The organism is Escherichia fergusonii ATCC 35469, assembly GCF_000026225.1.
GTDB classification, from domain to species: domain Bacteria; phylum Pseudomonadota; class Gammaproteobacteria; order Enterobacterales; family Enterobacteriaceae; genus Escherichia; species Escherichia fergusonii.
This window is the reverse complement of sequence record NC_011740.1, coordinates 1,014,850-1,027,262: the sequence shown is the minus strand read 5'-3', so window position 1 is coordinate 1,027,262 and position 12,413 is coordinate 1,014,850. Positions and strand designations below refer to the sequence as shown.

The window sequence follows — 12,413 nt, the reverse complement described above, 5'->3', positions numbered from 1 at the left end:
TCTACGGCTGCGGATTATTTTCCGCTCTTCACTTTGGTCCAGGCGCGGGTGCGCACACGGTCGATTTTCGGATCCTGTACTTTCAGAGTGAACAGTTTGGCGCGGACATCCGCAGGCGGGTAAATACCCGGATTATCACGCACTTCTGCACTCACCAGCGGCGTGGCTTCTTTATTAGCATTAGCATAGAACACATGGTCAGAGATATGTGCTACCACATCCGGGCGCAGCAGATAATTCAGGAACTGATAGGCTTCGTCTTTATTTTTGGCATCCGCAGGCATGGCGAAGACATCAAAGAATGCCATCGCCCCTTCTTTCGGAATCGAGAACGAGACATTCACGCCATTCTTCGCTTCTTTCGCGCGGTTTGACGCCTGCCAGACATCGCCCGCCCAGCCGATAGCGACGCAAATATCGCCGTTTGCCAGGTCGTTAATGTATTGAGATGAATGGAAATAACGAATATTCGGGCGCAGCTTTAACAGCAGATCGGTTGCCGGTCCGGTGTAATCATCCGCTTTAGTGCTGTTGGGATCTTTACCGAGATAATTCAGCACGGTAGCAAAAACTTCTTCTGGTGCGTCGAGGAAAGAGACGCCGCAGCTTTTCAGTTTTTCCAGATTTTCAGGTTTGAGGATCAAGTCCCAGCTATCGACGGGCGCGTTTTCACCCAGTACCGCTTTGACTTTATCGACGTTATAGCCAATCCCGGTCGTCGCCCACATATAGGGCATAGCAAATTTATTGTCGGGATCGTGTTTGGCGACCAGCTTCAGCAGCTCCGGATCGAGATTCTTCCACTCCGGCAATTTGCTTTTATCCAGCGGCTGGAAAACTCCCGCTGTCAGCTGGCGCTCAAGAAAGCTTGCTGACGGCACCACCAGGTCAAAGCCAGTGCTACCCGCCATTAATTTGCCTTCCAGTACTTCGTTAGAGTCGAAAACATCGTAGACGACTTTAATACCAGTTTCTTTTTCAAAATTGGCCACCGTGTCCGGGGCGATATAATCAGACCAGTTATAAATGTGGAGTGTTTTTTGTTCAGCCGCGAGCGTGCCGACAGAGACGGCCATCAGAGCACCCGCAACCATACCCGATAGCCATTTTTTATTTAAGGCAGTCATATCTCTTTCCTTCTGAAAGTTCGTTAACAAACGAACAAAAGTTGTCACAATCAAAGATATGCAATAAACGTGCATATTTTTTTATCGGCGCGGTGTAAGAAAAGAGCACTCTCTCCCGGCCAGCACTGCTCGCTATATAAAAGCCTCGCAAGAATAACTTTAGCCAGGGTTTGAGACTATAGCTCAGATTAAAAAACGCCTTTTAACAATTTTTTATGCAGGAATTGTCTATGTGATAAAGGATTACAGAGGAAAGATAGGTGAATAATTCTTTAATGAAAGGTTAAATGTAGCATAAACGTTTGCAACACGCAGCCGCTTCGGTGGCGACTGCGGATACGAGAACAATTATTAGTGTAGAAAATGGTTTTCAGTGCTGCTTTTTTGCCCATCATCGTCTGCAGTAAATAATAATTGGTGGGCATTCGCTTCAAGGATCACCATTGAAATTTGCTCTTCGCTTTGGCGAACGAACCAGGCAAACTGCTCGTAAGTAACCCCCTGAGCTATGGATAAAGCCTGGCAAACCACCAACTTCGGCAAATTATCATCCTGCATATCAAGAAACGCTTTTACCGTGAGTGAGCTGGCATTAATAGCCGAGAGATCGGCTGCCAGCGGTAACAGCGCTGAAGGGCGCACTTCAGCCATTGCCGCAAACAGAATAGTGTTATCGATCAGATCGATCTTCGCATCAAAAATGCCATCGAAGTTCTGCATATGCGGTAAATGCAGAGCCTGGCATGAATCACATTCAAAAAAGCTCATACCCATATCGTCGAGCCATTGACGCAACATATCCAGACCAGGAATGACCAGCGATGTCATAATTCTGTACTACCTCTAACGATGAAAAATTCCGGCACAGCTTACGTAAAAAGAAGGCCGGATGCTATGATCCGGCACGATATTACGCTTATCCGCCAGTTTTAAGACAAAATTCTGGCGTGGCATGGCGTTCAATCCAGCGGATCATTTTGCCTGCAATATCCACACCTGTGGTTTTCTCTATCCCTTCAAGACCAGGAGATGCATTCACTTCCATCACCAACGGTCCACGTTCTGCGCGCAGAATATCAACGCCTGCTACATCCAGAGCCATAGTCCGGGCCGCCTTAAGCGCGATTTCACGTTCTCGTTCTGTAATACAGGCGATACTAGCCGCACCACCGCGATGTAAGTTGGAACGAAAATCGCCCTCTTTCGCCCGCCGTTCGATGGCTGCGACGACTTCATCACCCACGACCAGACAGCGGATATCGCGACCTTTTGCTTCTTTTATATATTCCTGCACCAGAATATGCGCATTAAGGCCGCGAAAAGCGTCAATGACACTTTCTGCAGCCTGCCGCGTTTCTGCCAGCACCACACCAATTCCCTGTGTGCCTTCGACCAGCTTAACCACCAGCGGTGCACCACCGACCATGTCTATCAAATCACTGGTATCGTCCGGTGAATGGGCGATCCCCGTTACCGGCAGATCAATCCCCTGACGCGCCAGTAGCTGCATAGAGCGCAACTTGTCACGCGCACGGGCAATAGCGACCGATTCATTTAGCGGGTAACTGCCCAGCATTTCAAACTGACGTAGCGCCGCCGTACCGTAAAAAGTAATAGCTGAGCCGATACGCGGGATCACCGCGTCAAAATGGGGAAGCTTGCGCCCTTTATAGTGGATCGAGGAGGCTGCCGGATTGATATTCATGTAGCAAGACAGCGGATCGAGAACTTCAACCAGGTGACCACGCTGAATAGCAGCTTCTCGTAGCCGCTTACATGAATAGAGCGTTCCATCCCGGGACAATATGGCAATCTTCACCCTGCACCTCTCAGTCAAAACTGGCAAAAGCCTGCGTATCATACACTGGCTAACGCGTCGCCCAACCCTGTTTGTGTAAATAATCAAGAATAAAAGGACGGTTTTCTTTAATGATGGTCCGACGGATATGGTCGCTCCAGGTGTCACGACGATTATTGCTACTGCGAGTAAGATAGTATTCCGCCAGTTGCTCGTCATATTGCGCCAGAGCCTCTTTATCCAGCGGTTGATAGCTGTTTTCGTGTACCAAAATAGAGGCAGGTAAACGCGGCTTGAGATCCGGATTATCGGCTGGCCAGCCCAGGCACAAACCAAACAATGGCAGGACATGTTTTGGCAATTTCAGTAGCTCAGTCACTGCTTCAATATTGTTGCGAAGCCCACCGATATATACCCCACCCAAACCTAAGGATTCCGCAGCGGTCAGGGCATTTTGTGCCATCAATGCGGTGTCAACAACCCCAAGCAGAAGCTGCTCAGCCAGGCCGAGTTGCGCATCAGGGCAAATCTGTAAGTGGCGATTAAAATCAGCGCAGAAAACCCAAAATTCTGCCGCCTGGGCAACATGCTGTTGCCCGCCCGTCAACGGTACCAATGCTTCGCGTAACGCCCTGTCGGTGATGCGGATGATGGAAGTACACTGCAAAAAGCTGGAACTCGAGGTGCATTGAGCACTTTTGATAATGGCTTCGCGCTGCTCTGCAGTGATGGGCTTATCAGTGAAATGGCGAATGGATCGATGTTGGCAAAGTAATTCAATTGTTGGTGTCATTACATTGTTCTCTCAGAGAAAAGGAAAACATCCCTATGCAATACAAAGCACAAGTGTAAAACGTAACGGTAATGAATGCTTAACAGTTATCGTCTTTCAGAGCGAGAATGGGGAAACAGGAGAATGAATGGCAAGGCGATTCAGATCGTCGCCTCTGCCAAATTTTAGCTATTACGTTTTCGTTCTCGTTTTTGTCGCAGATCGAATAAGCTACTGATAAACAAGAAACATAATGCGCCAAGAGCACACCAGAATACCGCACTTAGCAACCACGCCAGCTCTTGCCATAAAGACCTGTGAGTGGTGAAGAAAAGCCGTAACAATAGCATGCAGCAGGGAGCTGCCATCATCGCTCCCAGCAACGGGTTAATTACCGCCCGACGGTTAGAGCAAAAACTGGCAACCGCGCCCGGTAAAATGAAGAACAAAAGTCCAAGTTCAGGATGCCCGGCGGCCCGAAACGCGCCTTTCATCTGCGTGGCAAGGAAAAGACACACAACGATAAACAGTACGAAACAGCAAATGGCCCCTGCCCAACTTCGTTTACGTTTCACTTGTTCCTCCTGATACTGTCTCTATCGAACACGCTTTTCGCCTGTAGTGCTCAGTGTGATAAAGCTGTTCAGCATTCCATGCTTAAATACGTCAACACATTTCTTATAGCCGTTGATACGTAATGATATTAAACTAGCTGAATATATAGCAGTGTTGCTTTTAGTGGGTGCGGTACAGGGCCGGTATCACCCTTAATTGGTACGCAAAACATTAGCCTAAATTACCATTTCTTTCAACAGCTTACTCGTAAACAAGAAGTTAGTCTCCGTGAATATAAACGTCGCAGAATTGTTAAACGGGAATTACATCCTGTTATTATTTGTGGTCCTGGCGCTCGGACTTTGCCTCGGAAAATTGCGTCTTGGTTCCATCCAACTCGGTAATTCCATTGGCGTTTTAGTCGTCTCCCTGTTATTAGGGCAGCAGCATTTCAGTATTAACACTGAAGCACTTAATCTTGGCTTTATGCTGTTTATTTTTTGTGTTGGGGTGGAAGCCGGACCAAACTTTTTTTCTATTTTTTTTCGCGACGGGAAAAACTACCTGATGCTGGCTCTGGTAATGGTCGGTAGCGCGCTGCTGATCGCCCTGGGCCTGGGTAAGCTGTTTGGCTGGGATATCGGCCTGACGGCAGGTATGCTGGCAGGCTCAATGACGTCAACCCCGGTGCTGGTAGGTGCCGGAGACACATTACGTCACTTCGGGATCAGTGGTACAGAACTCTCCTCCGCGCTGGATAACCTAAGTCTCGGGTATGCCTTAACGTACTTAATTGGTTTGGTAAGTCTGATTGTCGGTGCGCGTTATCTGCCGAAGCTGCAACACCAGGATTTACAGACCAGCGCCCAGCAAATAGCCCGTGAACGCGGCCTCGATACCGATGCCACGCGTAAAGTTTATCTCCCCGTTATTCGTGCTTACCGCGTGGGGCCGGAACTGGTCGCGTGGACTGATGGTAAAAATCTTCGTGAACTGGGGATTTATCGTCAGACGGGGTGTTATATCGAACGTATTCGTCGTAACGGAATTTTAGCAAACCCGGACGGCGATGCTGTTTTACAAATGGGCGATGAGATTGCACTTGTCGGCTATCCCGACGCTCACGCCCGGCTTGATCCCAGCTTCCGAAATGGTAAAGAGGTGTTCGATCGCGATCTACTCGACATGCGTATCGTTACCGAAGAAGTGGTGGTAAAAAACCACAACGCCGTTGGTAAACGCCTGGCGCAACTGAAACTTACCGATCACGGCTGCTTCCTGAATCGGGTAATTCGCAGCCAGATTGAAATGCCAATCGATGACAACGTTGTACTCAACAAAGGCGATGTTTTACAGGTGAGCGGAGATGCTCGCCGTGTAAAAACCATTGCTGACCGCATCGGCTTTATCTCGATTCACAGTCAAGTCACTGACCTTCTGGCCTTCTGCGCCTTCTTTATTATTGGTCTGATGATCGGGATGATTACCTTCCAGTTCAGTTCATTCAGTTTTGGCATGGGTAATGCCGCCGGTCTTTTATTCGCCGGGATTATGCTTGGCTTTATGCGTGCAAACCACCCTACTTTCGGCTACATACCGCAAGGTGCGTTAAGTATGGTGAAAGAGTTTGGCCTGATGGTGTTTATGGCTGGCGTCGGTTTAAGTGCGGGTAGTGGGATCAATAACGGGCTTGGAGCTATTGGCGGCCAAATGTTGGTGGCCGGGCTTATTGTCAGTCTGGTACCTGTGGTGATCTGCTTCCTGTTTGGTGCGTATGTGTTGCGAATGAATCGCGCGTTACTGTTTGGCGCGATGATGGGCGCACGTACCTGCGCACCTGCAATGGAAATTATCAGCGATACCGCGCGTAGCAATATCCCTGCGCTGGGTTACGCAGGCACCTATGCCATCGCCAATGTTCTTTTAACGTTGGCAGGGACAATCATTGTGATGGTGTGGCCTGGACTCGGATAAAACTGAAGTTGCCCTGAAAAGAAAATTTTTTGCGTAATGCGCAGAACTTTTCCTCAAGGCGTCAGTCTTAATTAGTGCCACTGCTTTTCTTTGATGTCCCCAATTTGTGGAGCCCATCAACCCCGCCGTTTTGGTTCAAGGTTGATGGGTTTTTTGTTGCCTGAAATTTATGCCGTTTAAAATCATGAGATTAGGTAATCCGCTATACGGCGATGGCGACAGGTTGTGCATGGAGTGGATTTGAACGCTACCTGCAGCGATACCGTAATGGTGAAGCCCGTGGATTGACAGAATACCCCCACATGAAACGTGAAATATGGCAGGTTTACTTTGCTTCCAATACTGATAGTCAAAAACACATAAGAACAACATCATGCTGTGAAACATCAAAGATGACAGTTGCAGAAACGCTGATTCTTAAGGATAGTTCAGGCAGATCGCCAAATTGTTAAAAGCTCGCTATGATTTAGCCAACTGGATGATAAATTTTTGATATTTTCATGTGGTTACCACCCCGATTCTTCTCCATCATGAACATATATTTTTATTCGTGTACGGCATCTAATCCTACTAAACAAATAATGTAAATCATTTTGAATTATTTCAGGTCGCGCTCATATTTCAATAAATAAAATCTTATCTTCAATAAATATGTGCACACTGTAATTCTCTTTATTCGCATCACTAGAAAGATGATAAATAGCTCCATCATTCTTCCAGTAGGAAGGTAATGATGATATTACCTGCACAATATTGTATTTATTATTTTCATACCATGATAAATCATTAAACAGCAGTATAATTTTTGCTGACATCTTTAGCATCCTGTACAAATATCGATAAATTATTTATATACTGCTAGTCCATCTATTCGATGTTTATCCTCATATATGCCACTTCTCCTTTCTTCTCGCATACACATAACGTAAGTATTACTCCCCAGCGATTCTTTTTACCATTTTTAAAATATCGTCGCGTGTCAGTGGCTTACTGTCAGTCACAAAATGCAATGTCATACCTTCAATAAATGCATCCAGTGCCCGGGCCGTATCGGGATCAAACCACTGTTGCAACGTCTGCTGGCTGCTGTGCATCCAGTTTTGCATGACCTTTTTCAAAGCAGGTTTACGACTGGCAAAAGCATATAACTGATACATCAACGCCATTTTCTCTGGCGTGGTGATTTGCGCACTATGGATCATCTCAGTGATGGCTTCACAGGCTTCTATCGGTTCCGAGACTCCGGTAAAAAAAGACTGGTATTGCTCTGTCATGATTTCCGTAAAACGACGAAATGCAATGGTCAATAATTCATCGATTCCCGAGAAATAATAAGTCAACGATCCCAACGGGACTTGCGCAATTATCGCAATTTTACGGTGTGTCACGGCATGGATACCGTGCGTCGCAATGGCTTCCAGAGTGGCAGCAATAATCTTTTCTCGCCTTTGGGGATCGTTGCTCCGTCGCACTGCACTTCCTCATTAAACAGGTATGTGTACAAATGTACACAACCTTGCTACTGTTGTCCTCTCTCTTCTTCTTATTTGACAGGATTTATGACTGCCAGATCATCTCGTAAAGCTTTAAGGCATCGTACCTGGGCATTGTTTATGTTTTTCTTTTTGCCCGGTCTGCTAATGGCTTCCTGGGCTACTCGTACCCCCGCCATTCGCGACATCTTGTCGGTTTCGACTGCCGAAATGGGCACGGTTTTATTCGGCCTTTCTGTTGGTTCAATGAGCGGCATACTCTGTTCTGCCTGGTTGGTTAAACGCTTTGGCACGCGCAATGTGATTCGCACCACGATGTCCTGCGCATTATTCGGAATGATGATCTTAAGTCTCGCCCTTTGGCTTTCATCTGCGTGGTTATTTGCTATTGGCCTGGGCATATTTGGCGCTAGTTTTGGTTCCGCAGAGGTCGCCATTAACGTTGAAGGTGCTGCTGTCGAACGTGAGATGAATAAAACCGTGCTCCCCATGATGCACGGTTTCTACAGCTTCGGTACATTGGTAGGTGCTGGCATCGGGATGGCTCTGACAGCATTTGGTATTCCGGCAACGCTACATATTTTACTCGCCGCCCTGGTTGGCATCGCACCGATCTTGATTGCGATTAAAGCAATACCCGATGGTACTGGCAAAAACACCGCAGAAGATAAGCGACATAGCGAAAAAGGCATTCCTTTTTATCGTGACATCCAGTTAATGCTGATTGGTGTCGTGGTACTGGCGATGGCGTTTGCTGAAGGTTCCGCCAACGACTGGTTACCCCTGTTGATGGTAGATGGACACGGATTTAGCCCAACATCGGGTTCATTGATTTATGCAGGCTTTACACTGGGAATGACCGTCGGACGCTTTACCGGTGGCTGGTTTATTGATCGCTACAGTCGCGTGGCTGTTGTTCGTGCCAGTGCGCTAATGGGAGCGTTAGGAATTGGCCTGATCATCTTTGTCGATAGCGCCTGGGTGGCCGGTGTCTCTGTTATTCTCTGGGGATTAGGTGCTTCACTCGGATTCCCGTTAACTATTTCCGCCGCCAGTGACACCGGACCCGATGCGCCAACCCGTGTCAGCGTGGTGGCAACCACTGGCTATCTGGCCTTCCTCGTAGGGCCGCCATTGTTAGGCTATCTTGGTGAACACTACGGCTTACGCAGTGCCATGTTAGTGGTGCTGGCACTGGTGATATTAGCAGCACTGGTCGCCAAAGCCGTCGCTAAACCGGATACAAAAACGCAATCTGCTTTGGAGAATGGATAATGAGCATCAAATTAATTGCGGTAGATATGGATGGTACGTTTCTCAGCGATCAAAAAACCTATAACCGCGAGCGGTTTATGGCTCAGTATCAACAGATGAAAGCACAAGGAATTCGCTTTGTGGTCGCCAGTGGCAATCAATATTACCAGTTGATCTCTTTTTTCCCGGAGATTGCCAGTGAGATCTCTTTTGTGGCAGAAAACGGTGGATGGGTGGTCAGCGAAGGTGAGGATATCTTTAATGGCGAACTGGCAAAAGACGATTTTAATACCATTGTGGATCATTTACTAACGCGTTCGGATATAGAAGTTATCGCTTGTGGTAAAAATAGCGCTTATACCCTGAAAGAATATAACGATGAGTTAAAAACGGTGGCAGCCATGTATTATCACCGTCTGGAATTTGTCGATAGCTTCAAAAATATCAATGATGTATTTTTCAAATTTGGTCTTAATATCTCTGATGAGCGCATCCCTGAAGTACAAAAAGCCCTGCATGAATCTATCGGCGATATTATGGTGCCAGTACATACTGGTTACGGCAGCATTGATTTAATTATCCCTGGTGTTCACAAAGCTAATGGTATCCGTTTGTTACAGCAACGCTGGGGTATAAAAGATGAGGAAGTTGTTACCTTTGGCGACGGCGGAAATGATATTGAAATGTTGCGTCATGCGGGCTACAGCTTTGCTATGTCTCACGCGGGAGAAGCTGTTGTCGCTGCTGCGAAGTACCGTGCAGGTTCGAATAATCAGGAAGCAGTGCTGGATGTTATCGACAAAATTTTAAATCACGAAGCGCCATTTAATCAATAAAACAGCAGCACGCCCGGCAACACAATGCATAAATGAACTCAGCATAATTCGCACAAACATACTCGCCGGATAATTATTCCGGCCTTCTTTCAGGCGAATTATTATGAAAAATTGTGTTCTGCCGGGCTTGTTCTTGATGGCGTTTACCGGTGCGGCATTCGCGCAAAATGTCACTGTTGATGTGCCAAACGGCTATAAAGTTGTGGTCGTTCCCTCTTCCGTTAGTGTTCCACAAGCCATTAACACCACCACTGCGCCACAAACTGTTTATGTTGCCCCGGCGCCTGCTCCTGCGTATCGTCCGCATCCTTATGTTCGCCACCTTGCAAGCGTAGGTGAAGGAATGGTGATTGAACATCAGATTGATGACCATCACCATTAATCATTAAGTGCCTGATCGCTTTGTGCTATCAGGCATTTCATTAAGCTTTCTGTGAATTTCCAACGCTTTTATCACGTAAAAAAATCACCATCAACAGCAGCCAGATAACACCATTCGCCAGATTGAACAGGTTAAACATGCCATTACCACCCCCTAACCATGCGTGTTTACTGACTTCAATTCCCACCGTAAAGATCAGCATCTGTACCATTCCCATGGCCGCCGACACTGTACCTTTACTCATATCACTGGCAAACAAGGTCAAACGAACCAATCCGGCATTGGCCAGGCCAATACCAAAAGCATAGATACTTAATCCCGCTGTCATCCATAAATAGGCATGTGAGGAGAAAGCCGTCGCGATCGCAGCAACGACCAGCCCGATAACAATCGGCCAGCCACCCATAATGATCAACGAACGTACTGTGCGCCGTGCAGTTAACCGTGCCAGTACCAGGTTGCCAGCAATCAGTGCGCCAAAAACAGGCACCTGTAACAGGCCATATTCATAGCTGCTTAATTTCTCGCCCGTGATAATGATAATGGGTGATTGGGCAATCCACGCCAGTAATGGCAAGCTAACAAATCCCAGGGCCAGAGCTCCGGCTACAAAGCGACCATTCTTTAATACCTGTTTGTAGTCACGACCTAACTCTTTTAAAGAGAGCTTTTCACCGATACGGGTTGCTGTTTCTGGCATTGCTCGCTGCAGGCCCACAAAGGAAATGGCCGCCAGCACTGCAAAGAGGATAAACATCCCCTCCCAGGGCAGCATATGCACCCAGGCGGCCCCTACTAAAGGGCCAAGGAGAGGAGCAATCAGAGCGACGTTCGCCATAAGCGCTGTAATTTTAATACATACCGACTCTTCGAAAGACTCCTGAATTGCAGCATAGCCCACAGCACCAATAAAACAGAGGCTAATTCCTTGTAAAAAACGTAACACCGTAAATTGTTCAATATTTTGTGCCAGTAACGTGGCGAGACAGGTGACGATAAACCACACCACCCCCACCAGCATCACCGGACGGCGACCAACACGATCCGACAACGGCCCAAGTAACCATTGTAAGAACATGCCACCTGCCAGATAGGCAGTCATGGACGTTGGCACCCAGTCAATTCCAGCCTGATATTGCTCCACTACAGCCAACATGCCGGGCTGAATCATATCGTTAGCGATATATGTCGAGAATTCGTACAGGACCAGACAAAGAGGAAAAAGTAACGCCGAACGCCCCAGTCGTGCGCCGGTTTGTAATCGGTTTTGCATCTATTCGCTTCACTAATAAAAATCCGCGCAAAGTGTAATGAAAGTATCGCAGCAGAGATAGTCATTAGTGGGCTTTTAACGTTAAATACGCACAATGTTACTGAAAACCGTTGTTCTTCATGAAACGCTTTAAGCTTTATTTAAGTTGCCGGGGTTACTCTTCGTTGTGCAATGTTTCAGCGTCCGGGCTGCAGGAATAAGATAATGCTGCTTTACCGACTCATTCGGCAAATTTATGCTTTCTCCTGCGCCAACTCTTTAAAACTGTACCGGAACAGGATGTTATGCTGGAAAACCTCAATTACTCGCTTTTCAACTTTATCAACGCCACGCCAGACTCTGCGCCATGGATGATTACACTGGCAATTATTATCGCCAAAGATCTCATCCTCGTAGTGCCGTTTCTGGCAGTAATACTGTGGTTATGGGGACCGCGCGGACAACTTTCAGCGCAACGTCAGTTGGTGATCAAAATTGCATTGGCGATAGTTATTAGCTTGATTGTTTCGTGGGTTATCGGTCATCTTTTCCCCCATGATCGACCGTTTGTTGATCATATTGGCTATAACTTCCTGCATCATGCTGCGGATGACTCATTCCCCAGTGATCATGGCACAGTGATTTTTACTTTTGCACTGGCATTTTTGTGCTGGCATCGGTTGTGGTCTGGTGCCCTGTTAATGCTACTGGCCATAGCCATTGCCTGGTCACGGGTTTATCTTGGCGTTCACTGGCCGGTGGATATGCTCGGCGGGCTGCTGGCGGGGATGATTGGTTGCCTGAGTGCGCAGATTATCTGGCAACTTTTTGGAGAAAAGATTTACGCACTTCTGCAAACAGGTTATCGGGCATGCTTCGCCCTGCCGATTCGCAAAGGCTGGGTGCGTGACTGATATCTGGTAATACGTGTAGTATTAAGCGCTCAGTGTTCGACTGCGCGCTTAAATTA

The 12,413-nt window shown here is 47.3% G+C and carries 13 protein-coding genes; 5 read left to right on the top strand and 8 right to left on the bottom strand.

Annotated elements, in window-relative coordinates:
• Positions 1–14: 14 nt before the first annotated feature.
• The 5 genes from potF to EFER_RS05070 form a co-directional block, all read right to left on the bottom strand.
• Positions 15–1,127 (bottom strand): spermidine/putrescine ABC transporter substrate-binding protein PotF, encoded by a 1,113-nt coding sequence (gene potF / locus EFER_RS05095; protein WP_000126104.1) that lies wholly within the window; start codon positions 1,125–1,127, stop codon positions 15–17.
• Positions 1,128–1,478: 351 nt separating this feature from the next.
• Positions 1,479–1,955 carry a type III secretion system chaperone family protein gene (locus EFER_RS05085; protein WP_000202972.1) on the bottom strand — a complete coding sequence of 159 codons (477 nt, stop codon included), beginning with the start codon at positions 1,953–1,955 and terminating at the stop codon, positions 1,479–1,481.
• 88 nt (positions 1,956–2,043) lie between these two features.
• Positions 2,044–2,946: a 30S ribosomal protein S6--L-glutamate ligase gene (gene rimK / locus EFER_RS05080; RefSeq protein ID WP_000684353.1), complete on the bottom strand. Its 903-nt coding sequence runs from the start codon at positions 2,944–2,946 to the stop codon at positions 2,044–2,046.
• Positions 2,947–2,995: 49 nt separating this feature from the next.
• Entirely contained in the window at positions 2,996–3,718 is a 723-nt protein-coding gene (nfsA, locus tag EFER_RS05075) for a nitroreductase NfsA (protein ID WP_000189184.1), read from the bottom strand.
• Positions 3,719–3,882: 164 nt separating this feature from the next.
• Positions 3,883–4,272 (bottom strand): inner membrane protein YbjM, encoded by a 390-nt coding sequence (locus EFER_RS05070; RefSeq protein ID WP_000824135.1) that lies wholly within the window; start codon positions 4,270–4,272, stop codon positions 3,883–3,885.
• Positions 4,273–4,540: 268 nt separating this feature from the next.
• Between EFER_RS05070 and EFER_RS05065 the strand changes: the two genes are divergently transcribed.
• On the top strand, positions 4,541–6,226 hold the full coding sequence (locus EFER_RS05065) for an aspartate:alanine antiporter (protein WP_001024887.1): 1,686 nt from the start codon (positions 4,541–4,543) through the stop codon (positions 6,224–6,226).
• A 614-nt stretch (positions 6,227–6,840) separates the two neighbouring features.
• Here the strand turns inward: EFER_RS05065 and EFER_RS05060 are convergent.
• Both EFER_RS05060 and EFER_RS05055 read right to left on the bottom strand, forming a co-directional pair.
• Entirely contained in the window at positions 6,841–7,041 is a 201-nt protein-coding gene (locus tag EFER_RS05060) for a hypothetical protein (protein ID WP_001274704.1), read from the bottom strand.
• Positions 7,042–7,158: 117 nt separating this feature from the next.
• Complete coding sequence (locus EFER_RS05055) at positions 7,159–7,698, bottom strand: TetR/AcrR family transcriptional regulator (RefSeq protein ID WP_001254688.1); 540 nt, start codon at positions 7,696–7,698, stop codon at positions 7,159–7,161.
• Positions 7,699–7,785: 87 nt separating this feature from the next.
• Here EFER_RS05055 and EFER_RS05050 point away from each other — a divergent pair, with 87 nt between their 5' ends.
• From EFER_RS05050 to EFER_RS05040, 3 genes are all read left to right on the top strand, one after another.
• Positions 7,786–8,994 carry an MFS transporter gene (locus EFER_RS05050; RefSeq protein WP_000127026.1) on the top strand — a complete coding sequence of 403 codons (1,209 nt, stop codon included), beginning with the start codon at positions 7,786–7,788 and terminating at the stop codon, positions 8,992–8,994.
• Complete coding sequence (locus EFER_RS05045) at positions 8,994–9,809, top strand: Cof-type HAD-IIB family hydrolase (protein ID WP_000023569.1); 816 nt, start codon at positions 8,994–8,996, stop codon at positions 9,807–9,809. Before EFER_RS05050 ends, EFER_RS05045 begins: the two co-directional genes overlap by 1 nt.
• 97 nt (positions 9,810–9,906) lie before the next feature.
• On the top strand, positions 9,907–10,191 hold the full coding sequence (locus EFER_RS05040) for a hypothetical protein (RefSeq protein ID WP_072271626.1): 285 nt from the start codon (positions 9,907–9,909) through the stop codon (positions 10,189–10,191).
• A 40-nt stretch (positions 10,192–10,231) separates the two neighbouring features.
• On the opposite strand, the gene EFER_RS05035 is transcribed toward EFER_RS05040, so the two are convergent.
• Positions 10,232–11,464 carry an MFS transporter gene (locus EFER_RS05035; protein ID WP_001181290.1) on the bottom strand — a complete coding sequence of 411 codons (1,233 nt, stop codon included), beginning with the start codon at positions 11,462–11,464 and terminating at the stop codon, positions 10,232–10,234.
• A 284-nt stretch (positions 11,465–11,748) separates the two neighbouring features.
• Between EFER_RS05035 and ybjG the strand changes: the two genes are divergently transcribed.
• Positions 11,749–12,357: an undecaprenyl-diphosphate phosphatase gene (gene ybjG, locus EFER_RS05030; protein ID WP_000892322.1), complete on the top strand. Its 609-nt coding sequence runs from the start codon at positions 11,749–11,751 to the stop codon at positions 12,355–12,357.
• Positions 12,358–12,413 lie beyond the last annotated feature (56 nt).